Raw genomic sequence first — 25,228 nt, 5'->3', positions numbered from 1 at the left:
TTATACTTTCTAAGAATAAATCTCTAATTTTGAGTATATAAAGAAAACATTATGGACTTGACTGCACAAATAAAAAAGAATTTAATATCGAGAATCAAAGATTCTAAAGATTTGAATTTTCTAAATGCACTTCAAACTATTTTTGATTCATCTGAACAAGAGCTTTATGAATTGTCAAATGATCAAAAAAAGGCAATTGAGAGTAGTCGTTCGGAGATCGAAAATGGAAATTTTCATAAAAATAAAGAAGTAATCTCAGAAATGCGAGAATGGCTAAAAAAGAAATAGTTTGGTCTTCTTTTGCTAAACTTCAGCTACAAAATGTTATTGAATATTATTTAATTAGAAATGAAAGTCCAACTTACAGCTTAAAACTGCTAAATGAAGTCGAAGATTTATTAGACACACTTTCAAATTCAGAACTGATTGGAAGACTTACTTCAAACAAAATTACCCGTGTTATTTCTATGAAAGTTTATCTAATATTCTATGAAATAAACGAAAATCAAATCCAAATAGTATCGTTTTGGGATAACCGTCAGGATATTAAGAGCAGAAAAGTAAAATAATCGATAGTTATTAAAAATCCTGATACCAATTTGCAGAAATGGAAACTATAAGTTAAACGTTAAAGCCATTAAGCATTTAATAATGATGAGCTGTATCAGAACCAGTAAAATGTTAGCCAAAACACAGAAACCATTTTCAGATAAACAAATTCAAAAGGCCTACAGCGAATTGGCAAGATATTAAAAACAACAAAAAGCGTAAACCAATTAACATTTTTAATTGATTTACGCTTTTTACTTTCATAGTATTTGCTTTGTAAACTATCTTTGCAAAAAATAAAATATTCGCAAATTGATACAGCACCACACTCCAATCTATAAAAAAAGAACTTTTTTAATCTTTTTATTCCTAAGCAATCTAACCGCTTTCGCACAGGAAATTGTAAATTCAATACCTCTGGAACTAAAAAAAAGTAGTGCTGTTTTTCAAATTGCTAACCCTGAAAAAAAAACAGTTACATTGTTTGTAAGAGACTCACTAAAAATAAAAGCAATTAATCTGAATGAAAAGATGCAAATTGCAGACAGTATCTCTGCTAAAAGGCCAAATCTTAAAACTTACACTAATATAATTGGTTATAATAAAAACAATGGCAACACACGATTATTTTGGTCGTCTACTAATTATGAAGCCATTTTTGCCCAATTGTTTAATACTAATAGTCGTGAAACCATAACCAAGGAATACAAACTGGTTTTAAAAAACGAAAAAGTTATACAAAAATTCAGTCAGGACGAAAACTTTTACATTCTGACAGTTTTAAAAAACAGTGATATCTTCAAACTGTATATTTTTGACAGCGAAGGCAATTATACAGAGAAAATAATTACCACAGAAGGATTTCACTTTTTCACATCAGACTATAAAAAATCAGATCTATATACCGCCTTTTCCGAAAGTTTATTGCCTTTTGAAGCACCTTTCTCTTTACAAAACATCACTGTTGAAAATCAAACATCATTAATAGATGCTGCCAAAAAAAGAAAATGCTATTTCAACAATAAACAACTTGTAATCACCCTTGATATCAACATCGATTTTACTCAGTTGATTTTAATTGATTTACAAAGTTTTACTGCTACCGAAAAGATGATAAAAAAACAATATTTGGTTGGCGATCGAAAATTTTTAAATTCAAATTCCTTTTATTTTGACAATAAACTATATCAGCTAAAAAGCTCATCAGGAATCATTTATTTCACTATAAAAGATTTAGAGGATAACATTCTAAAAGAATATTTTGCCAATTCAACGAAACCAATTGCCTTTAAAAATTCAGAATTTCATGAACAGGGTGGCAGTTTAAGAGCTAAAAGAACTTTAGCAAGCAGTCCGCTGTTTATTCTTAAATCAAACAATTTATTTCTTGGACTTTCCTGTTATCAGACGGGTCTAAACACATTCATTACTTTCGGAGGTGTATCAGAGTTAAAACAATCAGCCGATCAAACTACAATAAATCAATTTGGGCTTACTGAAGATATTGTATTTAGTACATCAATGGAAGATTTCGATTCCAGTTCTAACAGAAGAGTCGTTAAAACCGAAGGATTGTTTGATACTGCAGGAAATCGTATTAAAGGAAAATTAGTGCCATTGGCATCTGATAAAATCAGTACTTTTTTTGACAAAAATAATACTATTTCAGCACAAACATTATTCAAATTAGATGCTTACTATCTGGGATATTACGATAATAAAACAAAAGAATACATTATTAGAAAATTTGAAGATTAAATATAAATCAAACTCAGGATTAGGTTTAATAACAAGCTATCCTTTATCAAAAAATAAAATATTCGCCAATTAAAAATCTGTTGCGCCCAAATTTATGAAAAAAACAACTTTTTTACTTTTTTTACTTCTTACAACTATAACTGCTTTTACTCAGGAAGTTGTAAACTCGATCGTTTTGGAACTAAAAAAAAATCGTGATGTTTTTCAAACGGTTAATCATGAAAAAAACACGGTTACTTTATTTATAAGCGACAAAGAAAAAGTAAAAGCAATTAATCTGAATGACAAGATGCAAATTGTTGACAGTATTTCTGCCGAAAGGCCAAATACCAAAACATACGCTAATATTATTGGTTACAATACCAGTAATGATGGTACGAGATTATATTGGTCGTCTAATAACCATGAGAATATATTTGCGCAACTATACGATTTTAATAATCGTAAAACCACAACCAAAGAATATAAACTGATTTTAAAAAATGAAAAGGTTTTACAAAAGTTCAGTGAAAACGAAAATTTTTATATACTAACGGTTTTAAAAAATAGTAATATCTTCAAGATCTATGTTTTTAACAACGAAGGCAATTATACAGAAAAAATGATTCCTGCAGAAAGATTTCATTTTTTAGAATCAGACTATAAAAAATCAGACTTATCGGGTATTTTGTCTGAATATTTACCACCTTTCGATACGCCTTTCTCCTTACAAAATATTACTGTCGAGAACCCAACATCATTAACGGATGCTGCGAAAAAAAGAAAATGCTATTTCAATAACAAACAAATTATAATAACTAATGATAGCAATATCGATTTTACTCAGGTCATTTTAATTGATTTAAAGGATTTTACTGCTACTGAAAAAATGGTAAAAAAACCATATTTAAGTGGTGAACGAGCATTTTTAAATTCAAATTCTTTTTATTTTGACAATAAATTATATCAGATAAAAACCTCATCAGATATTTTTCATTTCACGATAAAAGATTTAGATGACAACATAATAAAAGAATATCTTGCCAATTCAACTAATCCGATTGAATTTAAGAATTCCGAAATTTATCAGGAAGGTGGCAGCTTTGGAGGAAAAAGGGTCTTAGAAAACAGTTCTCAGTTTATTAGAAAAACAAATAACCTAAGCTCTGCTCTAAGTTGTTACCATATTGGTCAAAATACCCTAATTACTTTTGGAGGCGTTTCGGCACTTCAGCAATCTACAGGACAAATAGCATTAGGTCAGTTTGGATTAATTGGTGCTCTGATTTCAGTGGCTGCTTTCAATTCAACTATGCAGAGCTTTAATTCTTATTCTAACCGAAAAGTAGTCAAAATTGAAGGATTGTTTGACAATCAGGGGAACCATATTAATGGAGAATTACAACCATTAGCTTTTGACAAAATCAGAACTTTTTTTGATAAAAATAATGATGTTTCATCACAGACTTTGTTCAAATTAGATGCCTACTATCTGGGATATTACGATAATAAAACAAAAGAATACATTATTAGAAAATTTGAAGATTAATACAAAACTCCTGATTTTATGAATTGGGAGTTTTTTTCTGAAAGAACGCTTTCAAAATGCTAATTTTGCATTTTCGCTTAATAAAAACAAAAATGAAACTGACCAAACCAAGATTAGCCTTAATCTGCGGCATACTTTGTATTTCCATCTTCCCTATCTTGGTAAAACTCAAATTAACGCCAGGATTAATTTCGGCATTTTACAGAATGTTTTTTGCGGTGACATTACTTTTGCCTTATGTGCTTTTGAGCAAAAACTTTAAACTGCCAACATTAAAATTTACTCTTTTAGCAGCACTTTGCGGTATTCTGTTTGCTTCAGATGTTGCCGTTTGGAATATCGCCATTCAGGACTCGAGTGCTACTCAGGCTTCGTTACTGACCAATCTGTCTCCGGTTTGGGTAGGAATTGGTTCTTTTTTATTCCTGAAATCAAAACCTGCTACTAACTTTTGGATTGGAACATTGGTATCCTTATTCGGAATGGTGACTTTGGTTGGCTTTGCCTTTTTTGTGGAATTGAATTTCAATCAGGCATTTCTGTTTGCTGTTTTATCCGGTATTTTATATTCAATTTATCTTTTGATCAGCAAAAATGTTCTTTCAAAGGTGGATGTTTTATCGTTTATGACCATTAGTTTATTCGCTTCCAGTATTTATTTAGGGATACTTTGTTATTTACTAAACGAACCTTTTACCGGATTTTCAGATACAGGCTGGTTTATATTGATATTGCAGTCGGTAATTTGTCAATTGTGTGCCTGGCTTTCGGTTAGTTATGCAACCCAGCACATGCGTGCTACGAGGGTTTCTTTAAGTTTATTAAGTCAGGCTGTAATTACTTCAATATTAGCTTGGTTGTTTTTAGAAGAAAAAATAACTTTACAAATGGTTATTGGCGGAATCATTTTGCTTTTCGGAATCCGGATTACTTTTTACGATAAGACTATTTCGTTAAAAAAGCTTTCTTCTAAGACTGATTAAAGGTTTCACGCAGATTCTGCAGATTTTTTAAAATTATTTTAATTTGTTCTACAATTAGAGGAAATTCGTGTAATTCGTAGCAAAAAAACCTGAAACAAAGAAAACTTCAAACTTGAAACAAAATATACCATGTTACATAAAAACAAAATACCCAACTTAAAAGTAATCGCATTTGATGCCGATGATACTTTATTTGTAAACGAACCTTACTTTCAGGAAACCGAAAATAAATTTTGCGCCTTAATGGAAGATTATCTTTCACATCAGGGAATTTCTCAGGAGCTATTTAAAATCGAAATTGAGAATCTTCCTTTATACGGTTACGGAATCAAAGGATATATTTTATCGATGATCGAAGCGGCAATGAATATTTCGAATAATACCATTCCGGTTGAAGTCATTGAAAAAATCATTCAATACGGAAAAGAGTTACTGGAAAAACCAATAGAACTGCTTGACGGAATCGAAGAAACCCTTCAGTCATTACATGGAAAATACAAACTGGTCGTAGCTACAAAAGGCGACTTAAAAGATCAGCACAGCAAATTGCATCGCTCCGGTTTGGGACATTATTTTCACCATATCGAAGTCATGTCGGACAAACAGGAAATTGATTATCAAAAATTATTAGGCCGTCTGGATATTCAGGCGCATGAATTTCTTATGATCGGGAACTCGTTAAAATCAGATGTGCTTCCGGTTTTAGGAATTGGCGGATATGCCGTTCACATTCCGTTTCATACCACCTGGGAACATGAAAAAATCAATCATAAAGTGGAACACGAACATTTTAGTTCATTCGAAAAAATTACCGAAGTTGTTCATAATTTACTGTAATGAAAACACTTTTAGATTTAGAAAACTGGAACAGAAAAGAGCATTTTGAACATTTCAGTAAAATGGAAGAACCTTTTTTTGGTGTTACTGTCGAGATTGATTGTACAAAAGCCTATCAAACCGCTAAAAAACTAAAGGCTTCTTTTTTTATCTTTTATCTGCATAAAACTTTGGTTGCGGTAAACTCGATTGAAAATTTTAAATATCGCATTTCTGAAAATCAAATCTACATTAATGATCGTGTAGATGTTTCTGCAACAATTGGCCGCAAAGACGGTACTTTCGGCTTTTCATTAATAGAATACAATCCGGCTTTCAGGATTTTTGAAAAGAATACTTATACAGAAATTGAGCGTATACAAAACACTCCCGGACTTTTTACAAGATCGTTTGATGATGATAATCTGATTCACTTTTCGGCGATTCCGTGGATAAATTTCACTTCACTTTCTCACGCACGCAGTTACACTTATCCGGATAGCTGCCCTAAAATTTCTTTTGGAAAAATGATTACCTTAGAAAACGGGAAAAAATCGATGCCTGTGTCTGTACATGTTCATCACGGATTGATGGATGGATTGCATGTAGGTCGGTTTGTAGATTTTTTTCAAGAGCTTATGAATCAATAAGAAGATAAAAAACGGAACAATATTTGAGCGTAAAACGATATGAAAAAACTATTCCTTATTTTATACGTCTTTTATAATGCTGTCTCATTCAGCCAGACAGTATTAAATTCTTTTTCATTAAACCTAAACAGGCCTTTAGAAAATGGTCAGATACTCAATATTGAAGATGTAAAAACTAATGACATTTATGTTTTTGCAGCAGATGATAAATACATTAATATCTTAAAATACAATAAATCTCTTTTCCTCAAAAATCAATTTACCGATTCTATAAAAATGGAAAAAGACAGGTCTTTAATTGGTCATAGTATTGGGGATGACGGAAATCCTCTGCTTTATTGGGCCACAAATAATTTAAGAAACATCCGAATTATTAAATATTATCTGGAAACAAAAACTTCAAAAGCTTTAAATTTTGATTTGTCACCAAACAACGAAAATGTAATAACGACTTACCAAAAAAACAATAATTTTTATATGCTTTGTAAGGAAACAAATAGGCAGCATCTGTTACTCTATGAATTTAATAATGGAAAGGCCGAAGTAAAAATGTTTGATTTATCCGGAATCCTGTTTCAGAATGATAAAGAGCAGAATTTGGCTTTCAATACCGTTATCCGATATTACCCAATTGAAAAAATAGATCCTGATAGTTTTAATACCTTAGATAAAACGATTAAAAAAACCAAAATGTATGTATCAGGCGATCATATTTTTTTGACATTCGATTACAGTTTAAAAAAGACCCACGTTTTAGATCTAAATACTATCACTGTAGATGTTACCGAGAAAAATTTCAATCAGCCTGTCTCTAAAACACCATCAAAAACTTCCAACTCTTTTTTTTACGAAAACAAATTAATGCAAATCAAGGCAGGCAAAGAAGAACTATTGTTTGACATCAAAGATTTTGATTCAGGCAAAACACTTAAAAGCCTCTCTGTCTCAAAAAAAGACTCCGTTAATTTTAAAAATTCACCCTTCTTTTTACAGATAAACGATAAAAATCCTCAGGAGGTAAAAACTACTGAGAAGTTTTTAAAACAGCTTTCAACATTAAATGCAGGAATAACAGTTTTTAAAAACAAGAAAAATACATCAATATCTTTTGGCGGATTTGTAGAATATCAGATTTCAGGTTTTGATAACATACAGAGCAATTTACTGGCAGATTTTTTTGATAATGACTTTGGAGGCTACTCTGAATATTCAAGTAAAATGGCTTATTTTGATGCTATGCTTAATTCGGATTTAGAATTTGTAAAAAACAAACAATCAGAACCTTTGGCTATTGATAATGTTTTTTATTATTTAAGTATCAATAAAAATATTTCGCTGCAAAATATTCTTAAACTAAAAGATTATTACATTTTGAGCTATTATGATATAGCTTCAAAACAATACATAATGCGGAAATTTACAGACGGGTTTTATTATGAAGAAAAAAATTCAATCATTAATAAAGCCATTTTCTCACAGCCTATTTCTTTTGATAACCTTAAATCGACTAAGAATTAATCGAAATATTCTTATGTTTTTCAGATATCCAAAAAATGGTTTGAATTATTTTTTTTAACTTTACAAAAAAGACATCTATTATGTTATCAAAAAATATTGAAACGGCTTTAAACAAACAAATCCGTATAGAGGCAGAATCTTCTCAAACGTACCTTTCAATGGCTTGTTGGGCTGAAGTACATGGATTAGAAGGAATCGCTCAGTTTATGTACACCCAGTCAGACGAAGAGCGTGCACATATGCTTAAATTGGTAAAATATGTAAACGAACGTGGCGGACATGCTCAGATTACAGATTTAAAAGCACCTAGAATATCGTATTCTACTTTTAAAGAAATGTTTGAGGAGCTTTATAATCACGAACTTTTTGTTTCGCAATCTATCAACGAATTGGTACACATCACTTTTGAAGAAAAAGATTATGCTACACATAATTTCTTACAATGGTATGTTTCTGAACAAATCGAGGAAGAAGCTACAGCTAAATCTATTCTGGACAAAATCAACTTAATTGGTGAAGACAAAGGCGGACTTTACCTGTTCGATCGTGATATTCAGCAGTTAACCGTTACGAGCTCAATTGCTATTAACCCAAAATAAAAAAGTTAAAATTTATTTAGAATATATAAAAATAATATTTTCTTTTTATATTTGTCACTGTTTTTAATACAGAGGAAAATTGAGCAAGAAAGAAAAAGACAAGGACAAGAAAAAGGACAAGAAGAAAAAGAAAAACAAAGATATCCTTGATAAAATTAAGAAGATTGAAAACTGTAAATCTTCTTGCTGTGAGAAATACAAAAAAAGTGAAAAGAAACGCTGCTCACGCTGTCCTATGTTTGATTTATTCAAAAAGACTGCTTAGCGATATAGACAAAACCCACCCAATTTTTCGGTGGGTTTTTTAGTTTTGAATTGCGGTCAACTTCTTATTTTTAAAGACTAAAATTTATATGGAAAACCAAATCATAATTCCACAATCTGCTCTTGATTTTTTGCAGCAGCTTAAAGAAAACAACAACAAATCCTGGTTCGAAGCGCATAAACAAGAATATCTAATCGAGTTAAACCATATTGAAACTTTTGCAGAGGCTTTACTTCACGAACTTTCTAAAACAGATGTTCTGGAAACCCGTTCAGGCAAAAAAAGTGTGTACCGAATTTATCGTGATATTCGTTTTTCTAAAGACAAAACTCCGTTTAAAACTTTTTGGGGAGGCAGTTATACACGCGCAACAGCGGCAAGACGTGGTGGTTATTATTTTCATCTTGAAAAAGGAAACAGTTTTTTTGCCGGCGGCTTTTGGGGACCCAATGCAGCAGATTTAAAACGCATTCGAACCGAATTTGACCATGATTCTGAATCATTTAAAAAAATACTAAATTCAAAAGTTTTTAGAAATACTTTTAGAGCTTTACAGGGAGAACAGCTCAAAACAGCACCAAAAGGTTTTGACATCAATCATAAAGCTATTGATTTACTTCGCTTTAAACAGTTTTTGATTATTAAACGTTTTACAGATGATGAGGTTTTGAGTCCGCAGTTTTTAGGACAGGCTTTGGAAACCATGCAGAATATGAGACCCTTTTTTGATTATATGAGCGAAATACTCACTACTGACATAAACGGCGCTTCGATTTTATAATTATATCTTTTATGATTAGAATTAAAAGTTGTCAGGCTGAGCGGAGTCGAAGCCCCTTCTCTAAGGATTATGTTTAATGATAATAAAAAACCCGACAGGTTTTAAAGCCTGTCAGGTTTAACCAACAAATAAAAACATTACTTGCTAAGCAATAAAATTTCGTTTACAACAACTTCTGTAACGTAGCGTTTCTCTCCGTTTTTATCATCGTAGCTTCTGTGGGTTAGTTTTCCTTCAACGGCGATTTCTTTTCCTTTTACAACATATTTTTCGATAATTTCGGCAGTTTTGCCCCATGCAGTAACACGATGCCATTCGGTTTGCTCTACTTTTTCACCTTTATCATTGGTGTATTTATCATTAGTAGCAATACTTAAATGCGCTAATTTTCTTCCACTGTCTAATGTTTTGATTTCTGGATCATTACCTACATTACCGATTAATTGTACTTTGTTTTTCATGGCGTATACTATTTTTAAGGGTTATATAAAATCGAATTCGTTCGTCAAATTCAACAGTGCAAAGATGTGACAGGTTTCAAAGATTAGTCGGTAGCAAACTATTTACTTTCGGTTGTAACTGTTTGTAACCGTTTGTAAATGGAAATATTTTACTATATTTGAGAGAAATACACCACATGCAGACTCAAATAAATAAGGTAGAATTAAGAAATTTAGAATTTGATGACTATAAACAGTTAAAGAATTCAATGGTGGAATCCTATCCTGAAATGGCCAATTCATATTGGGAAGCTGATGAAATCGAAAAATTGCTTTCTATATTTCCCGAAGGTCAGCTGGTTATCTTAGTTGATGGAAAAGTAGTGGGATCTGCATTATCATTAATTCTTGATGAAAAATTAGTAGACAAAAAACACAACTACAAACAAATTATTGGTGATTACTCTTTCTCGACTCACAATCCAAACGGAGAAATCTTATACGGAATAGATGTTTTTATCCATCCAAATTATCGCGGGCTTCGTTTAGGAAGACGTTTGTACGATGCCCGAAAAGAATTATGCGAACAATTGAACCTTAAAGCAATTGTTTTTGCAGGCAGAATTCCAAATTATGCGCAGCATTCTAAAAAGATGACGCCAAAAAACTACATCGACAAAGTAAAGCACAAGGAATTACATGATCCTGTACTTTCATTTCAGCTAAGTAACGACTTTCACGTTTTGCGGATTATCAAAAACTATCTGGAAGGTGACGAAGAGTCTAAGGAATTTGCCGTTCTTCTGGAATGGAACAATGTTTATTATGATGAAAGTCCCAAACTGATTAATCTCGAAAAAAGTGTTATTCGCCTTGGACTTGTACAATGGCAAATGCGTCAATTGAATAACCTGGAAGAATTTTTTGAGCAATCAGAGTTTTTTATTGATGTGGTTTCTGGGTACGGAAGTGATTTTGCCCTTTTCCCGGAACTTTTCATTGCGCCTTTAATGGCCGATTACAATCATTTATCTGAAGCCAATGCAATTCGGGAGCTTGCCCGACATTCTGATCCTATCAGGAAACGTTTTCAGGAGTTTGCTATTTCTTACAACATCAATATTATTACCGGAAGTATGCCTTATTTGGAAAACGGTAATTTGTATAATGTTGGTTTTTTATGCAAAAGAGACGGAACTTCCGAAATGTATACCAAAATTCATATCACACCAAACGAAGTGGTACACTGGGGAATGAAAGGCGGATCCCAATTTAAAACTTTTGATACCGATTGCGGTAAAATAGGAATCCTGATTTGTTATGATGTCGAATTTCCGGAACTCCCACGATTACTTGCAGATGAAGGAATGAACATTCTTTTTGTACCCTTTTTGACCGATACTCAAAATGGATATACCCGTGTAAAACATTGTTCGCAGGCACGTGCCATCGAAAATGAATGTTATGTGGCGATTGCTGGTTGCGTGGGGAATCTTCCGAAAGTAAATAATATGGATATTCAATATGCGCAGGCAGCCGTTTTTACGCCTTCGGATTTTGCTTTTCCGAGCAACGGTATCAAAGCCGAAGCCACTCCAAACACCGAAATGACACTTATTGTTGATGTTGATTTGAATTTACTAAAAGAACTGCATGAACATGGAAGTGTACATACGCTGAAAGATAGAAGAACAGACTTATATGAAATAAAGAAAATTGATTCATGAAAACATGCCTCGAATGCTCCGAAAAAATTGTAGGCCGGGAAGATAAAAAATTTTGCTCAGACAGTTGCCGCAATGCCTACAACAATAAAATAAATAAAGACAGCACGAATTTTATGCGCAATGTAAACAACAAACTGCGTAAAAATTACCGTATTTTGTCTGAATTAAATTCGGAAGGAAAATCAAAAGCAACACGTGATAAAATGCTCAATAAAGGTTTTGATTTTGATTTCTTTACCAATATCTTGCAGACCAAAACAGGGAATACCTACTATTTTCTGTACGATCAGGGATATCGGTCTTTGGACAATGATTATTTTATGCTCGTAAAAAAAGAAATTTAATACCACAATATGAAAAAAAATCCTACTTCAATTCTGGCTTTCTTAGGAGTCTTAGCAATTCTGTCCATCATATTTGCCTCTATGATGCCCCAGTATATTTCTAAAGATGAAGAAGCTCTTGCCGAATTCTCAACAGAACGAGCACTAAATCAGGTTCAGATTATAGCCCAAAAGCCCCATTTTGTTGGTTCTACCAATCATGAGTTAGTTGCTAATTACCTTAAACTTGAATTAAACAGAATTGGTCTCGAAACCTCGATTCAGGAAGGTTTTACACTGAATGACAAAGGTCTTTTGGTAAAATCCAAAAACATTCTGGCCCGTATAAAAGGAACTGATAATTCAAAAGCGCTATTATTACTCTCACATTATGACAGCGCACCGCATTCTTTTTCTAAAGGAGCAAGTGATGATGCTTCAGGAGTTGCCACAATCCTTGAAGGCGTACGGGCTTTTTTATACGCTAATGAAAAGCATAAAAACGATATTATTATCCTTTTTTCTGATGCTGAAGAACTGGGTTTAAACGGCGCTGCCCTGTTTGTGAATCAGCATCCGTGGGCAAAAGAGGTTGGCCTGGTTTTAAATTTTGAAGCAAGAGGTTCGTCCGGACCAAGCTATATGCTGATGGAAACCAATAAAGGAAACCAGGCTCTTGTAAAAGAATTTTCGAATGCCAAAGCAAAATATCCGGTTTCAAACTCGCTAATGTACAGTATTTACAAAATGCTTCCAAATGACACCGATTTAACTGTTTTTAGAGAACAGGGAAACATTCAGGGTTTCAACTTTGCTTTTATTGATGGTCATTATAATTATCACACCCAGCAAGATGATATTCAGCATTTAAACAAAACTACATTAACACATCAGGGATCATATTTGATGCCGCTATTAAAATACTTCTCTAATATTGATTTAAACTCTACTCACACTACACAGGACAATGTTTATTTTAGTGTTCCGTTCGGATTCTTCATAAATTATCCTTTTTCATGGGTTTTCCCAATGAGCATTATTGCTTTAGGACTACTTTTCTTCTTTATTTTCGTTGGAAAAGTAAAACACCTCATTTCTTTCAGGGAAATTTTTAAAGGATTTGTTCCTTTGCTAGGTTCCATGATTATTGCTGGTTTGGTCACTTTTTTAGGCTGGAAAATCGTCCTGCAAATTTATCCGCAATACACTGATCTGCTAAATGGTTTTACTTATAATGGTCATGCCTACATTGGCGCCTTTGTAACACTTAGTATTGCCATTTGTTTTGCTTTTTACCATCATTTTTCTGAAGCAAAAATTACGATGAATCATTTCGTAGCGCCGTTATTGCTATGGATTATCATCAATATCGTTTTAGCCAATCAATTAACGGGAGCAGGATTCCTGATTATTCCTGTTTACTTTGGAATTTTTTTATTTGGATTTTTTGTCCTTACCCAACATTACAGCATAGGTCTAAACTTGTTATTCAGCATTCCTGCATTAGCAATTCTAGCACCGTTTATCATCACGTTTCCAATTGGTTTAGGTTTAAAAATCCTTTACGGAAGTTCAGTTCTTACGGTATTGCTTTTCGGATTATTACTCCCGCTATTTGGATCATTTTATAGAAAAGGTGCCTGGACTATACTTTTCCTTATCATATCGATCAGCTTTTTTGTTTATGCCGGATATCACTCAGATTATGAACCCGGAAAGGCAAAATCAAATAGTTTATTATACGTTTATAACGCTGATACTGATTCTGCCGTCTGGACAACTTATGATATCAATCTGGATGAATGGACTAAAACATATCTGGGAAATATGAATCAAAAAGCAATAGGTCTAAACCGTCTTCCAATTGCAAGCAAGTACAATTCTGCTTTTACGTATAGCGCCATTGCTCCTAATATAGAAGTACTAAAACCAACTATTTCCTTTGTAAGAGACAGCGTTATAGGAAGTAAAAGATATCTGAAAATAAAAATTACGCCAAACCGTAAAGTCAATCGCTACGATATTTATGCAAATCCAAAAATGACGTTTTATAACTTTAAAGCCAATGGCGTTTCAACGTCCGGACAAAAAGGAAATCTTTTAAAGAGAGAGGACAGCAAAATTTTATGCTACTATGTTGTATCTAATGAACCTCTTGTGATGGAATTCGTTATTAATAAATCTTCTGTTTTTGATATGGATTTGATCGAAAGCTCTTTCGATTTAATGACCAATCCGCTGTTTAATATCAAACCAAGAAGCAACTGGATGATGCCTAAAGCTTTTGTTTTAAATGATGCTGTTTTGATTCAGCAAAAAATTAAAAGACATCCAGCGCCGGTAAAACCAATAGAAACTGCTCCGGTAATTGATAGTACTACAGTCAAAACAGATAGTCTGGCGCCAGTAATGGAAGTTAAAAAAGAAGTCATAAATCAATAATCATTCAAACCGTATTTATGAAAAAACTATTTTGGATTTTTGTAATTTCTGTAAGTTCCCATAACGGATTTTCTCAAACGATTGAAGAAAAAATAGCGAAACTGACATGCGACTGTCTAAGCAAAAAAGCTGAAATAACTGACGAAATTTACACAAGCTGTATAAGTGAATCCATGACTCAGGTTGTTATGGATGACAAAGACACAAAGGTTAGAGAATCCATAAATACAGTTGAAGGAATTCAGAGCCTTTTAAAAAAAACAGCTGAGATTTTAAGTAAAACCTGCGGTAAAATTACGACTAAACCAGTAATAAGCAATCCAAGCCCCTTTTATACTGATTCAAAAAACGAACAGGCACAAAACTCTTATATTATTGCTAAAGACTTTATGCGTGACCAAAAATATGAACTGGCGATTGAATCTTTCCAAATAGCTCTAAAAAAAGATTCAAAATTTGTTTTGGCTTTGGACGACATTGCGATGTGTTACAGACAATTAAAAGATTATGACAATGCAATCAAATATTATAAAAAATCACTCGAAATTTACCCTGAAGGTGATTTTGCTTTAGTAAATATTGGCGTTGTGTACAGTTTAAAAACAGATTATAAAACAGCTATTACTTATTATGAAAAACTGATAAAGTCTGACCCTAATAATGCAGAAGGCTTTTTTGGAGCAGGAAAAAATTATCTTGCCCTCAATGATTCTGAAAAAGCTTTAGACAATATTTTTAAAGCACATCGTATTTATACTATTGGCAAATCTGACTACGTAAAAGACACAGAGCAAATTATAGGCGGTATTTATCAGAAAATGAAAAGCGAAAACAAAGAAGATCTATTCAAAAAAGTTGCTGAGCAAAACGATATTAAAATAGAATAAATATTTCTCTTAAATCGTTCAGAACAATTTCAAAAGGCAGACTTAATGAAAAAGTCTGCCTTTTATATTTAACAAGCACATTCAACCTTCAATCCTTCCTTGACTCCCTTTTCGCCTTCGGTTGCATAACCATCGATTTTCCACCATTCCAGTCCGCCAATTAATTCTTTTACCTTAAATCCTAGTCTGGTCATATTTAGAGCTCCTTTTGTTGAGGCATTACACCCAATTCCGGCACAATAGGTAACATACAAAACATCTTTATCTAAATGCTGTGTGGTTTCTAAATTCATTTCGCGGTGTGGAATATTAAGCGCGTTTGGAATATGTTCCTCGTCGTAGCCAAAAGCTCTTCGGGCATCTATTACAATTATGTTTTCTCCATCGTTCAGCGCTTCAAATAAATCTGACGGATCCATTTCAAAGGCCAGCTTATTTTCGTAATGTTTAATCTGTGCTTCCATATTTAATGTTTTAAAGTTTATTTTTTCAAAATTAGGATGGTTTTACCTCTCATAAAAACGAAAAGAATTCATGCAGAACATTATTTTTTTTCATACAAAAGCCAATCTAATTTTTTGTTTCTTTGTGTATTAATCACTGAAAATGGAAATACGTCACTTAAAATTGATAAAAGCAATTGTCGAAGAAGGAAGCATTACCAAAGCGATTGACAAACTTCACCTGACACAATCGGCTTTGAGTCATCAGCTCAAAGAAGCAGAATATCAATTGGGAACAGCCATTTTTTTACGAACCAATAAAAAACTGGTTTTGACCAAAGCCGGCGAAAAAATCTACGATCTCGCCAATGAAATCCTGAACAAACTGTCAGAAACCGAAAGCCAAATCAAACAAATGGTTTTTGGAGAATATGGCGAAATTAGAATCAGTACTGAATGTTTTTCGAGTTATCACTGGCTTCCGTCAGTTTTGAAACAGTTTCATCTTTTATATCCTAATGTGGAACTTAAAATTGTGATCGAAGCCACTCATATACCATTGCAGAAACTTTTAGACAACACCATTGATATTGCTATTATAAGCGATCCGATTAAAGACAATACTATCAAATACACAGAACTGTTTCAGGACGAGGTTATGATGGTCGTTTCTGAGAATCATCCCTGGGCCGATAAAAAATATGTTGTTGCAGAAGATTTCATCAATGAACATCTCATTATCCATTCGCTCCCAATGGAAACTGTTACCATTCATCAGTTTCTTTTGGCTCCAGCCAAAGTGAGTCCGAAAAAAATAACGCCAATGCCTTTGACAGAAGCGTCCCTGGAAATGGTCAAAGCCGATATGGGTGTAATGTCAATGGCAAAATGGGCAGTTCAGCCGCATTTAAAATCCAGTCAGATCAAAGCAATTAAAGTTGGGAAAAATGGTTTGAAGAGAAAACACTTTATTGCCACAAGAGCCAATGAGAATTATCCGGATTATTTTAATCATTTTATCAGCTTTCTGCAAACAGAAATCAATCTTCAATGGAATATTCAATAAGAAACTGCGAAATAGCCGATTTACCCAAACTGGTCATTTTATGCCAAAAACATGCTGAATTTGAAAAAGCCGAATTTTCTCCGAAAGGAAAAGAACAAGGTTTGAAAAACGCTCTTTTTAATGAAAATCCAAAATTGTTTTGTTTAGTTGTTGCCACGAAAGAAACAATTGTGGGTTACACATCCTTTACTTTTGATTTTTCAACCTGGGATGCTTCTTGTTTTTTGTATATGGATTGTTTATTTCTGGAAGAAGAAGTAAGAAGTTTTGGAATTGGCGAAGTTTTAATCGAAAAACTAAAAGAAATCGGAATCAAAAATAACTGCATCAATATGCAGTGGCAAACACCGGAATTCAACACAAGGGCCATTAAATTTTACAACAGAATTGGTGCAAAAGGAAAAGAAAAAGTCCGATTTACTTTAACTTTGTAAAATATTAATCTTGTATTTTTTTTTAACGCAGATTTAAAAAAATTTAAGCTAATTTTAGCAGATTATTTTAAAATCAATCTGCTAAATCTGCCACTCGAGCGATAGCGAACTGGCGAAGCAAATCTGCGAGAAAGAAAAAAGCTTTTCTATTTTGAATCTTAAAAAATGACAAAAATAAGTGTACTGGGATGCGGTTGGTTAGGGCTTCCACTGGCAAAAAGACTAATCGAAAAAGGAAATTCAGTAAATGGATCCACAACTTCAGAAAATAAACTTCCGATTTTAAAAGACGCCGGGGTAAATCCATTTTTAGTTGCACTTGAAAGCGAAAGCGTTTCTGAAAGCATCATTGATTTTTTAGCAGAAAGCGAAATCCTGATTATTGATATTCCGCCAAAACTGAGAGCTGCCAATCCAGATTCAGAAAAGAAAGTTTTTGTCGAAAAAATCAAAAACCTGATTCCGTTTATAGAAAAATCTTCCGTTAAAAAAGTGCTTTTTGTAAGTTCAACTTCAGTTTATGGCGATGAAAATAATTTGATTACGGAAGAAACAAATCCAAATCCCGAAACCGAAAGTGGCAAGCAATTGCTTTTATCAGAAGCAATTTTACAGAGAAATCAAAACTTCGAAACTACTATTCTGCGTTTCGGCGGATTAATTGGAGAAGATCGTCATCCTGTGACTTCCTTGTCAGGAAAAGAAAACTTAGCAAATGCAGATGCTCCCGTAAATCTGATTCATCAAAACGATTGCATCAGCATCATTGAAGAAATCATAAACCAATCTAAATGGAACGACGTTTTTAATGCTGTTGCGCCATTTCATCCAACAAGAGAGGAGTATTATACACAAAAAGCAAAAGAACAAAACCTGATTTTACCGAAGTTTAGTGCTGGGAAATCTAATAGTAAAAAGGTTATTTCAAGCGCGAAAATTGAAACCGTTTTAAACTATAAATTTAGACTGGAAGATTATTAAACTATATAAATTATTTAAGTTTTATTACCTCCTAACACTATTGTCATCCTGAGCGGAGTCGAAGGCTTATGAAAACAAAAGGCTTCGACTCCGCTCAGCCAGTCATTAATTTTATATAAGTAAAGCAAAACACTTAAACTTAAATTTTATATCGTTCAAAAATATTTGCGAACTTTGGGTCTTTGCGGTTAAAACCAAAAATCATGGAAACAGTTTATATCAATTCCCCTCTTGGAATCACCAAAATCGTTGGAGATGAGAATGGTATCGCTGTAATCTCCGTTTCTGATGTTGGAACAAATGAAGTTTCAGAAACTATTCCCGAAGTTTTACAGGAGGCAGTTTTGCAGCTCAATGACTATTTCGAAGGTAAAAGAACCGATTTCGACTTAAAACTAAATCCACAAGGAACAGAATTTCAGCAGAAAGTCTGGAAAGCCTTACTGGAAATTCCGTATGGAAAAACAGTAAGTTATATGGATCAGACTAAAAAGCTTGGAGATGTAAAAGCGATTCGGGCTGTAGCATCGGCAAATGGTAAAAATCCGCTTTGGATTGTGGTTCCGTGTCATCGGGTTATTGGTACAAACGGATCTCTTACGGGTTATGCAGGAGAAATATGGCGCAAAAAATGGCTTTTGGAGCACGAAAGTCCTTCTGCACAGCAAAGTTTATTTTAGTCATAACTTATATTAATCATTCATATATAAAATTATGGCTAAAATAGTTTTAGAAAGCTGGAGAGAAGGTATAAAGGGAGTTTCGTTTGTAAAGCTGCAAAAAGAAATATTAGGAATAGATCTCAAAGAGGGTAAAACTAATTTCGACAACCTTTTGGAAGATATTCAAATAATTCTGGAAATAGATAATGAAAACTTAGCCAAATATTTTTTGAAAGAAGCAGACAAACTTGGCATTAATTGTAAATTCATAAAATAAATTTAAAAATAGTAAGAATTTTACAGATATTTGTAAAAAAATATAAGCAAGTCTAACCATCAAATATCTAAGAAGTCTCCAAAAATGATTGAAAAAATAAACCTCAACAACATTTTATTTCTTGATATAGAAACCGTTCCTGAAGAAGAAAACTTTAATTCACTTGATTCGGAAATGCAATCCCTTTGGGATTTGAAAACACAATATCAGCGAAAAGAAGATTTTACCCCAGAAGAATTTTACGATCGTGCCGGAATCTGGGCAGAGTTCGGAAAGATAATTTGTATTTCGGTTGGTTACTTTACGATCAAAGGAGATATTCGAAATTTCAGGGTAACTTCTTTTTTTGGAGAAGAAAAAAAGATCCTGAAAGACTTTAATAATCTGCTGAACAATCATTTCAATCAGCCACAGCATCTTTTGTGCGGGCATAATGCCAAGGAATTTGATATTCCGTTTCTCGCACGCCGAATGATTATCAACCAAATTGCGATTCCGGATAAACTGAATTTATTCGGCAAAAAGCCATGGGAAATTCCGCATTTGGATACTTTAGAATTATGGAAGTTTGGCGATTACAAACATTTTACTTCTTTAAAATTACTGACGAAAATTCTTGGAGTTCCTTCTCCAAAAGGTGATATCGACGGAAGCCAGGTAGCATATGTTTTTTATGTGGAGAAAGACATTGACAGAATTATTACCTATTGTGAAAAAGACACCATTGCCGTAGCACAGATTTTCCTTCGTTTAAGACGTGAGGATTTATTGATTGAGGAGGAAATTATTCATGTATAGATTTTTAGTTGCTAAGGTTCTAACATACTAAGATTTTGAAATGGAAAGTATTAAATGACTTATATAACTTATATGGTTAAAAAAAAGCAAGTATGACACATCACGAAATTTCAAATCATCGTCTCATTTCGCAAAAACTGGATAAAACAAGTCATAATTCACCTGAAAAAATTGTACAACATCTTGGCGCCATGCAGGCTCAGGATTACGAAATGGCAAAATGGGCAATTGGCTCCCGTTGTGATGCTACTGAAAAGGAAATCGAAGAAGCCATTAGTTCAGGAAAAATAATCCGAATCCATATTTTACGTCCAACCTGGCATTTGGTTTCAGCAGAAGATATTTACTGGATGCTCGATGTTTCCGGCCCTCAGGTGAAACGTATTATTATTGCCGAAACTAAAAAATATGGCTGTGACGAAAAGGAATTTGACAAGATCAACTCAGCTATAGAAAAGATACTGGCCGGAAACAATCATTTAACCCGGGAAGAAATCATACAGGAACTTAATGTCAAAAAAATTTCCGGAGATTATAAATTAAGTCCTGTTTTAATCATGATGTATGCAGAATTAGATGGTTTAGTCTGCAACGGAAAAATGAAAGGCAAAAAAATGACATATACCTTACTTGAAGAAAGGGTCCCTAAACCAAAAACCAAATTAACCAAAGAAGAAGCTTTGGCCAAACTTGCCCAACGTTATTTTGAAAGCCGTGGTCCGGCAACAGTTGCAGATTTTTCACACTGGTCCGGTTTTTCTACAACAATTTGCAAATCTGCAATTAATGCAATTAAATTGCAATTAAATAGTATAACTATTGATAATCAGCAATATTGGTTAAGTAATGCATGTCCTAATCCTCATAATTTCCGCGAAAGCGTACATTTTCTTGCCGCTTTTGACGAGTATTTAATTTCGTATAAAAACCGCGAATCTTCTATTTTATTAGAACATCAGCCAAAAGCTTTTACCAAAAACGGCATTTTTAAACCCACAATTGTAGAAAACGGAAAAGTCATTGGAACCTGGAAAAGAACCATCAAAAAAGATCATGCCAAAATTGAAACAGAGTTTTTCGTTAAAACCGAAATGAGCAAAAAAAAGTTACTTTTTGAAGGAATCAAATCTTTCGGAAATTATCTGGAAACTAAAATTGTGATTGAATGAAAATTCAAAAACTCACCTAAATCAATTTGCCTTAAACCACGAAATTGACTTTTGTAATTGTCATTGCAATTGATTTATTACATTTACAAAAAATTACAATTATGGTATTAAGCAGATTTTGGTTAACGATTTTTATTTCTTCGATTGTGTTTATTGTGGTGAGTTTATTTACTGCCAACACGTATACTATTGATTCTATTTTGAATGGAAAGAAAGATGATCCGATTTTGGTTTCTGAAAAATACGTTGAACAACTTCCCGCTTTCATCAAAGACAGCATTAAAAATGCGCCGGAACAGACCATGATTGTAAATCGTGACACGCTAAATTCCGATACAACCTATGTTTATAAAAACAAAACCGTAAAAATCTACAGCGGTCTTCAAAAATCAGATGGTTTACTGCCAACTTGTAAAAGTACCTTACTTGATTTAATTCTGCCGCTTATGGCTTATTTAGCATTTTTCTGCGGATTAATGGAACTTCTGATTATTTCAGGAGCTTCCGGAAATTTAGCCAAAGTGCTGAGTCCCGTTTTTGTAAAAGTATTTCCGAGTATTCCTAAAAACCACCCTTCGATATCCTACATGACCTTAAATTTTGCCGCGAATTTCTTAGGATTAGATTCCGCCGCAACTCCGTTCGGACTAAAAGCCATGGAAAGTTTACAGGAAATAAATCCCGAAAAAGACAAAGCCAGTGATGCACAGATTATGTTTATGTGTCTTCACGCTTCGGGTTTAACTTTAATTGCAACTTCAATTATCGGTTATCGTGCTGCTGCCAATGCCAGTAATCCGGCAGATGTAATGCTGCCTTGTATCATTACTTCTTTCATCGGAACTATTGCTGCTTTCCTGATTGTGGGAGTGAAACAAAAAATCAATTTTAAAAGTGCTTCACTTCTTATTGGTTTAATGACCTTAATTGCAGCAATTGTTGGTCTTCTGATGTATGTAAACCATTTGGATTTAATCGGGAAAAACTATTTCACTTCTAACCTTTCGGGATTAATATTAGTAGCGATAATTGCTTTTACCCTAATCTTTTCTTTCATACATGAGAAAAAATTTAAGGAAGCTGAAACGACAGTTTTTGACACATTTGTAGTGGGAGCAAATAACGGAGTTAAGACTGGAGTTACGATTTTTCCTTATGTTTTGGGAATGCTGGTTGCTATTTCATTATTTAGAAACAGTGGTTTATTCGAAATCATCAGTGATGCTATTGGATTTATCTTTTCTAATATGGGAGTGAGCAAAGAAATTACTAATGCACTGCCAGTTGCAATGCTTCGCCCTTTTAGTTCTGCGGGATCAAGAGGATTTTTGATTGATTCGATGAATACTTTTGGAGCAGATTCCCTTACAGCAAGACTGAGCAGTATTTTTCAGTGCAGCGCCGAAAGTACGTTTTATGTAATTGCGGTTTACTTTGGCTCGGTAAATATTAAAAATACTCGTTACGCTTTGGGCACCATGCTTTTGGTTGATTTAATTTGTGTGATTACGGCTATTTTTGTGGCCACCTGGTTTTTTTAAAATTTGGAGATTTTAAATATGAAAATTAAACATCTTTTTATCTTATTGATTCTAGCAAGCTGTCATAAAGAACAGAAAAAAAGTCTGATTGCAGATGTAAATTCTGCTGAAGCAAAAGAACTTCCCACTGTTACTGATAAAGCAGAAACAGAAGAAAATATATTAGAAACAGATACCATTTTCCTTTCAAATGAAAAAAATGCCGAGTTCACTCATATTATGGCAAATTTGACAGAACTGAAAGCTGATAAGGACAGTATCCTAACATCGAAATTCAGACTTGATTTTTATCAGAATAAAACCAAAATCACGTCTTCAAGAATCACTATTAACAATTACGAGAAAGGTGCCGAATGGGGAGGATCCTCAGGTTTGACTAATGCATCAGGCAAAAATTCTTCTTTTATACAAATTGGTTTTGGATATCCTGCCTGCGGTTATACGCATGAAAATTATCTGTACTATCTGAAAAACCATAATTTACAGCTTGTTCATCAATGGCAATCGATGTCAGACAGCGGTTGGGGAACGTGGACTGAATTTGTAAGCAATACATCAGGAAAAGATCCTGAAAGTTTTTATTGCAAGACAGTTTCATTTGAACCCGGAGATGATAGCAATGAAGATTCGGGAATTGTAACCTATTCTGATTCTATTTCATTTTTACTAAAGGGAACTCATTGGAAAAAGAAACTTCTTTCAGCAAAAGATAAACCTTATTTTGAAAAAAAGATGAGCTTTAATGAGTTTCATAACCAACAATAAACTCCGAAACACTTATAATTCAAATTCTTTCTTAGGTAAATAATTTTTAACTTTGCCAAAAACAAAGAAATGATTGATTTTATATACCAGGATCCCTATCCTATTTTAAAAGACGAAACACAATACAGAAAAATTACTTCAGATTTTGTACAACTTGAAAAATTTGGAGACAAAGAAATTCTTCTCGTTGATCCAAAAGGATTGGAATTATTAGCTGAAGAAGCTTTAACAGATGTTTCTTTCATGTTGAGAACAACACATTTACAAAAGCTAAGAAATATTCTCGACGATCCGGAAGCAACAGACAATGATCGTTTTGTGGCTTACAATTTACTTCAAAATGCTTCGGTGGCTGCCGAAGGGCAATTGCCAAGCTGCCAAGATACGGGAACAGCAATCGTTATGGCAAAAAAAGGAGAAAGCATTTTCACCGGTGCTGATGATGCTGAATGGCTGAGCAAAGGAATTTTCAATACCTATCAAAAACGAAATTTACGTTATTCACAGATCGTTCCAATTTCGATGTTTGAAGAGAAAAACTCAGGTTCGAATCTTCCGGCACAGATTGATATTTACGCCAAAAAAGGAACTTCTTACGAATTTCTATTCATGGCAAAAGGAGGAGGATCTGCAAATAAAACGTATTTATACCAGCAAACAAAATCGTTACTAAACGATAAATCCCTTGATGCTTTCATTCGTGCTAAAATCAAGGATTTAGGAACTTCTGCCTGTCCACCTTATCATTTGGCTTTAGTGATTGGCGGAACTTCTGCTGAAGCAAATTTAGCAACTGTAAAAAAAGCATCCGCAGGATATTTTGACAATCTGCCTACTTCAGGAAACATGGCCGGTCAGGCGTTTCGTGATTTGGAATGGGAAGAGCGTGTTCAGAAAATCTGTCAGGAAAGTGAAATCGGAGCTCAGTTTGGAGGAAAATATTTTACGCATGATGTACGTGTAATCCGTTTGCCTCGTCACGCAGCTTCCTGTCCGGTTGGATTGGGAGTTTCCTGTTCTGCAGACCGAAATATCAAAGGAAAAATTACAAAAGACGGAATCTTCCTTGAGCAGTTAGAAGTAAATCCAAAACAATTTTTACCGGAAACAGCACCTCATCTGGAAGCTCCGGTTGAAATTGACTTAGATCAGCCAATGGCGGATATTTTAGCAAAATTGTCACAATATCCTATCAAAACCCGTTTAAAACTAAACGGAACTGTTATTGTGGCCCGTGATATCGCACACGCAAAAATTAAGGAATTATTAGATGCCGGAAAACCGATGCCGGAATACTTTAAAAATCATCCTGTGTATTATGCAGGACCTGCAAAAACTCCTGAAGGAATGGCTTCAGGAAGTTTTGGACCAACAACAGCCGGTCGTATGGATGTGTATGTGGATGAATTTCAAAAACATGGCGGAAGTATGGTGATGCTGGCCAAAGGAAACCGTACCAAACAAGTTACGGATGCCTGCAACAAATACGGCGGATTCTATTTGGGTTCTATCGGAGGTCCGGCCGCTATTTTGGCTCAGGACAATATCTTAAAAGTAGAAGTAGTTGATTTTGAAGAATTAGGAATGGAAGCTGTTCGAAAAATCACTGTAAAGGATTTCCCTGCATTTATCATTACGGATGATAAAGGGAATGATTTCTTCGAAAATCTATAACACTTGATACCATTCAAATAAGTTTATGCACAAAAAAACCGCTCATAAAAATTAAGGGCACTGAAAAACATCCCTTATTTTGATCAGGTTTATTTTTTGGACAATAAAAAACCGCTTATAACAGGACTTTAAAAAATCCGCTATAAGCGTTT

Annotated in this window: 27 protein-coding genes; 25 read left to right on the top strand and 2 right to left on the bottom strand. The window is 33.7% G+C overall.

What is annotated here, in order from left to right:
- Positions 1-51 precede the first annotated feature (51 nt).
- The 11 genes from FLACHUCJ7_RS02140 (at position 52) to FLACHUCJ7_RS02090 (ending at position 9,447) form a co-directional block, all read left to right on the top strand.
- Positions 52-288, top strand: coding sequence for a hypothetical protein (locus tag FLACHUCJ7_RS02140; RefSeq protein ID WP_078228955.1), 237 nt, complete (start codon positions 52-54; stop codon positions 286-288).
- A complete protein-coding gene (locus FLACHUCJ7_RS02135) occupies positions 270-569 on the top strand; it encodes a type II toxin-antitoxin system RelE/ParE family toxin (RefSeq protein ID WP_078228954.1) in 300 nt (99 codons plus the stop codon). Before FLACHUCJ7_RS02140 ends, FLACHUCJ7_RS02135 begins: the two co-directional genes overlap by 19 nt.
- A 292-nt stretch (positions 570-861) precedes the next feature.
- Positions 862-2,307: a hypothetical protein gene (locus FLACHUCJ7_RS02130; protein ID WP_180907761.1), complete on the top strand. Its 1,446-nt coding sequence runs from the start codon at positions 862-864 to the stop codon at positions 2,305-2,307.
- 94 nt (positions 2,308-2,401) lie between these two features.
- Positions 2,402-3,835, top strand: a complete 1,434-nt coding sequence (locus FLACHUCJ7_RS02125) for a hypothetical protein (RefSeq protein WP_180907760.1) — start codon at positions 2,402-2,404, stop codon at positions 3,833-3,835.
- 92 nt (positions 3,836-3,927) lie between these two features.
- The gene (locus tag FLACHUCJ7_RS02120; protein ID WP_180907759.1) at positions 3,928-4,818 is read left to right on the top strand and encodes a DMT family transporter; all 891 of its coding nucleotides are present in this window, start codon (positions 3,928-3,930) and stop codon (positions 4,816-4,818) included.
- Between the two features lie 129 nt (positions 4,819-4,947).
- Positions 4,948-5,655, top strand: coding sequence for an HAD family hydrolase (locus FLACHUCJ7_RS02115; RefSeq protein ID WP_031456666.1), 708 nt, complete (start codon positions 4,948-4,950; stop codon positions 5,653-5,655).
- Positions 5,655-6,284: a chloramphenicol acetyltransferase gene (locus FLACHUCJ7_RS02110; RefSeq protein ID WP_180907758.1), complete on the top strand. Its 630-nt coding sequence runs from the start codon at positions 5,655-5,657 to the stop codon at positions 6,282-6,284. Before FLACHUCJ7_RS02115 ends, FLACHUCJ7_RS02110 begins: the two co-directional genes overlap by 1 nt.
- 39 nt (positions 6,285-6,323) lie before the next feature.
- Positions 6,324-7,802 (top strand): hypothetical protein, encoded by a 1,479-nt coding sequence (locus tag FLACHUCJ7_RS02105; protein ID WP_180907757.1) that lies wholly within the window; start codon positions 6,324-6,326, stop codon positions 7,800-7,802.
- Between the two features lie 80 nt (positions 7,803-7,882).
- On the top strand, positions 7,883-8,401 hold the full coding sequence (locus tag FLACHUCJ7_RS02100; protein WP_031456669.1) for a ferritin: 519 nt from the start codon (positions 7,883-7,885) through the stop codon (positions 8,399-8,401).
- 79 nt (positions 8,402-8,480) lie between these two features.
- Positions 8,481-8,666, top strand: coding sequence for a hypothetical protein (locus FLACHUCJ7_RS02095; RefSeq protein ID WP_029271150.1), 186 nt, complete (start codon positions 8,481-8,483; stop codon positions 8,664-8,666).
- Between the two features lie 88 nt (positions 8,667-8,754).
- Positions 8,755-9,447: a DUF2461 domain-containing protein gene (locus tag FLACHUCJ7_RS02090; RefSeq protein ID WP_078228949.1), complete on the top strand. Its 693-nt coding sequence runs from the start codon at positions 8,755-8,757 to the stop codon at positions 9,445-9,447.
- Positions 9,448-9,584: 137 nt separating this feature from the next.
- On the opposite strand, the gene FLACHUCJ7_RS02085 is transcribed toward FLACHUCJ7_RS02090, so the two are convergent.
- Positions 9,585-9,908: a single-stranded DNA-binding protein gene (locus FLACHUCJ7_RS02085; protein ID WP_031456671.1), complete on the bottom strand. Its 324-nt coding sequence runs from the start codon at positions 9,906-9,908 to the stop codon at positions 9,585-9,587.
- Positions 9,909-10,084: 176 nt separating this feature from the next.
- On the opposite strand from FLACHUCJ7_RS02085, the gene FLACHUCJ7_RS02080 reads away from it, so the two are divergent.
- The 4 genes from FLACHUCJ7_RS02080 to FLACHUCJ7_RS02065 are packed head-to-tail and all read left to right on the top strand — an operon-like array spanning position 10,085 to position 15,266.
- A complete protein-coding gene (locus FLACHUCJ7_RS02080; RefSeq protein ID WP_180907756.1) occupies positions 10,085-11,614 on the top strand; it encodes a bifunctional GNAT family N-acetyltransferase/carbon-nitrogen hydrolase family protein in 1,530 nt (509 codons plus the stop codon).
- Positions 11,611-11,958, top strand: coding sequence for a hypothetical protein (locus FLACHUCJ7_RS02075; protein WP_031456673.1), 348 nt, complete (start codon positions 11,611-11,613; stop codon positions 11,956-11,958). The genes FLACHUCJ7_RS02080 and FLACHUCJ7_RS02075 overlap by 4 nt, the downstream gene beginning before the upstream one ends.
- Positions 11,959-11,967: 9 nt before the next feature.
- A complete protein-coding gene (locus FLACHUCJ7_RS02070; protein ID WP_078228947.1) occupies positions 11,968-14,379 on the top strand; it encodes a M28 family peptidase in 2,412 nt (803 codons plus the stop codon).
- Between the two features lie 17 nt (positions 14,380-14,396).
- Positions 14,397-15,266, top strand: a complete 870-nt coding sequence (locus FLACHUCJ7_RS02065; protein ID WP_180907755.1) for a tetratricopeptide repeat protein — start codon at positions 14,397-14,399, stop codon at positions 15,264-15,266.
- Positions 15,267-15,334: 68 nt separating this feature from the next.
- Here FLACHUCJ7_RS02065 and FLACHUCJ7_RS02060 read toward each other — a convergent pair whose 3' ends face one another.
- On the bottom strand, positions 15,335-15,730 hold the full coding sequence (locus tag FLACHUCJ7_RS02060; RefSeq protein ID WP_078228945.1) for a rhodanese-like domain-containing protein: 396 nt from the start codon (positions 15,728-15,730) through the stop codon (positions 15,335-15,337).
- A 142-nt stretch (positions 15,731-15,872) separates the two neighbouring features.
- Here FLACHUCJ7_RS02060 and FLACHUCJ7_RS02055 point away from each other — a divergent pair, with 142 nt between their 5' ends.
- The 10 genes from FLACHUCJ7_RS02055 to FLACHUCJ7_RS02010 all read left to right on the top strand — a co-directional run bounded on the left by FLACHUCJ7_RS02055 (position 15,873) and on the right by FLACHUCJ7_RS02010 (position 25,076).
- A complete protein-coding gene (locus tag FLACHUCJ7_RS02055) occupies positions 15,873-16,775 on the top strand; it encodes a LysR family transcriptional regulator (RefSeq protein ID WP_078228944.1) in 903 nt (300 codons plus the stop codon).
- A complete protein-coding gene (locus FLACHUCJ7_RS02050; RefSeq protein WP_078228943.1) occupies positions 16,760-17,209 on the top strand; it encodes a GNAT family N-acetyltransferase in 450 nt (149 codons plus the stop codon). The genes FLACHUCJ7_RS02055 and FLACHUCJ7_RS02050 overlap by 16 nt, the downstream gene beginning before the upstream one ends.
- A 165-nt stretch (positions 17,210-17,374) precedes the next feature.
- Positions 17,375-18,190 carry an NAD-dependent epimerase/dehydratase family protein gene (locus FLACHUCJ7_RS02045; RefSeq protein WP_078228942.1) on the top strand — a complete coding sequence of 272 codons (816 nt, stop codon included), beginning with the start codon at positions 17,375-17,377 and terminating at the stop codon, positions 18,188-18,190.
- 203 nt (positions 18,191-18,393) lie between these two features.
- Complete coding sequence (locus tag FLACHUCJ7_RS02040) at positions 18,394-18,870, top strand: methylated-DNA--[protein]-cysteine S-methyltransferase (protein ID WP_078228941.1); 477 nt, start codon at positions 18,394-18,396, stop codon at positions 18,868-18,870.
- A 34-nt stretch (positions 18,871-18,904) separates the two neighbouring features.
- Positions 18,905-19,129, top strand: a complete 225-nt coding sequence (locus tag FLACHUCJ7_RS02035) for a hypothetical protein (protein WP_031456681.1) — start codon at positions 18,905-18,907, stop codon at positions 19,127-19,129.
- Between the two features lie 84 nt (positions 19,130-19,213).
- A complete protein-coding gene (locus FLACHUCJ7_RS02030; protein ID WP_078228940.1) occupies positions 19,214-19,927 on the top strand; it encodes a 3'-5' exonuclease in 714 nt (237 codons plus the stop codon).
- Positions 19,928-20,019: 92 nt separating this feature from the next.
- The gene (locus FLACHUCJ7_RS02025) at positions 20,020-21,096 is read left to right on the top strand and encodes a winged helix DNA-binding domain-containing protein (RefSeq protein WP_078228939.1); all 1,077 of its coding nucleotides are present in this window, start codon (positions 20,020-20,022) and stop codon (positions 21,094-21,096) included.
- A gap of 101 nt (positions 21,097-21,197) precedes the next feature.
- The gene (locus tag FLACHUCJ7_RS02020) at positions 21,198-22,637 is read left to right on the top strand and encodes a nucleoside recognition domain-containing protein (RefSeq protein ID WP_180907754.1); all 1,440 of its coding nucleotides are present in this window, start codon (positions 21,198-21,200) and stop codon (positions 22,635-22,637) included.
- A gap of 18 nt (positions 22,638-22,655) precedes the next feature.
- Positions 22,656-23,402: a hypothetical protein gene (locus FLACHUCJ7_RS02015; RefSeq protein ID WP_078228938.1), complete on the top strand. Its 747-nt coding sequence runs from the start codon at positions 22,656-22,658 to the stop codon at positions 23,400-23,402.
- Between the two features lie 69 nt (positions 23,403-23,471).
- Complete coding sequence (locus FLACHUCJ7_RS02010; protein ID WP_078228937.1) at positions 23,472-25,076, top strand: fumarate hydratase; 1,605 nt, start codon at positions 23,472-23,474, stop codon at positions 25,074-25,076.
- Positions 25,077-25,228: the final 152 nt, after the last annotated feature.

The sequence above is a fragment of the Flavobacterium salmonis genome (assembly GCF_903819435.1).
GTDB classification, from domain to species: Bacteria; Bacteroidota; Bacteroidia; order Flavobacteriales; family Flavobacteriaceae; genus Flavobacterium; species Flavobacterium chungangense.
The sequence above is the reverse complement of the archived record's forward strand: the minus strand, read 5'-3'. Positions and strand labels throughout refer to the sequence as shown.

Coding starts and splice junctions, on each gene's coding strand:
- FLACHUCJ7_RS02060 (WP_078228945.1), bottom strand. CDS start 15,730: ATGGAAGCACAGATTAAACATTACGAAAATAAGCTGGCCTTTGAAATG.
- FLACHUCJ7_RS02090 (WP_078228949.1), top strand. CDS start 8,755: ATGGAAAACCAAATCATAATTCCACAATCTGCTCTTGATTTTTTGCAG.
- FLACHUCJ7_RS02125 (WP_180907760.1), top strand. CDS start 2,402: ATGAAAAAAACAACTTTTTTACTTTTTTTACTTCTTACAACTATAACT.
- FLACHUCJ7_RS02110 (WP_180907758.1), top strand. CDS start 5,655: ATGAAAACACTTTTAGATTTAGAAAACTGGAACAGAAAAGAGCATTTT.
- FLACHUCJ7_RS02085 (WP_031456671.1), bottom strand. CDS start 9,908: ATGAAAAACAAAGTACAATTAATCGGTAATGTAGGTAATGATCCAGAA.
- FLACHUCJ7_RS02040 (WP_078228941.1), top strand. CDS start 18,394: ATGGAAACAGTTTATATCAATTCCCCTCTTGGAATCACCAAAATCGTT.
- FLACHUCJ7_RS02030 (WP_078228940.1), top strand. CDS start 19,214: ATGATTGAAAAAATAAACCTCAACAACATTTTATTTCTTGATATAGAA.
- FLACHUCJ7_RS02115 (WP_031456666.1), top strand. CDS start 4,948: ATGTTACATAAAAACAAAATACCCAACTTAAAAGTAATCGCATTTGAT.
- FLACHUCJ7_RS02020 (WP_180907754.1), top strand. CDS start 21,198: ATGGTATTAAGCAGATTTTGGTTAACGATTTTTATTTCTTCGATTGTG.
- FLACHUCJ7_RS02075 (WP_031456673.1), top strand. CDS start 11,611: ATGAAAACATGCCTCGAATGCTCCGAAAAAATTGTAGGCCGGGAAGAT.
- FLACHUCJ7_RS02105 (WP_180907757.1), top strand. CDS start 6,324: ATGAAAAAACTATTCCTTATTTTATACGTCTTTTATAATGCTGTCTCA.
- FLACHUCJ7_RS02100 (WP_031456669.1), top strand. CDS start 7,883: ATGTTATCAAAAAATATTGAAACGGCTTTAAACAAACAAATCCGTATA.
- FLACHUCJ7_RS02120 (WP_180907759.1), top strand. CDS start 3,928: ATGAAACTGACCAAACCAAGATTAGCCTTAATCTGCGGCATACTTTGT.
- FLACHUCJ7_RS02025 (WP_078228939.1), top strand. CDS start 20,020: ATGACACATCACGAAATTTCAAATCATCGTCTCATTTCGCAAAAACTG.
- FLACHUCJ7_RS02045 (WP_078228942.1), top strand. CDS start 17,375: ATGACAAAAATAAGTGTACTGGGATGCGGTTGGTTAGGGCTTCCACTG.
- FLACHUCJ7_RS02140 (WP_078228955.1), top strand. CDS start 52: ATGGACTTGACTGCACAAATAAAAAAGAATTTAATATCGAGAATCAAA.
- FLACHUCJ7_RS02135 (WP_078228954.1), top strand. CDS start 270: ATGGCTAAAAAAGAAATAGTTTGGTCTTCTTTTGCTAAACTTCAGCTA.
- FLACHUCJ7_RS02015 (WP_078228938.1), top strand. CDS start 22,656: ATGAAAATTAAACATCTTTTTATCTTATTGATTCTAGCAAGCTGTCAT.
- FLACHUCJ7_RS02080 (WP_180907756.1), top strand. CDS start 10,085: ATGCAGACTCAAATAAATAAGGTAGAATTAAGAAATTTAGAATTTGAT.
- FLACHUCJ7_RS02035 (WP_031456681.1), top strand. CDS start 18,905: ATGGCTAAAATAGTTTTAGAAAGCTGGAGAGAAGGTATAAAGGGAGTT.
- FLACHUCJ7_RS02055 (WP_078228944.1), top strand. CDS start 15,873: ATGGAAATACGTCACTTAAAATTGATAAAAGCAATTGTCGAAGAAGGA.
- FLACHUCJ7_RS02065 (WP_180907755.1), top strand. CDS start 14,397: ATGAAAAAACTATTTTGGATTTTTGTAATTTCTGTAAGTTCCCATAAC.
- FLACHUCJ7_RS02070 (WP_078228947.1), top strand. CDS start 11,968: ATGAAAAAAAATCCTACTTCAATTCTGGCTTTCTTAGGAGTCTTAGCA.
- FLACHUCJ7_RS02050 (WP_078228943.1), top strand. CDS start 16,760: ATGGAATATTCAATAAGAAACTGCGAAATAGCCGATTTACCCAAACTG.
- FLACHUCJ7_RS02010 (WP_078228937.1), top strand. CDS start 23,472: ATGATTGATTTTATATACCAGGATCCCTATCCTATTTTAAAAGACGAA.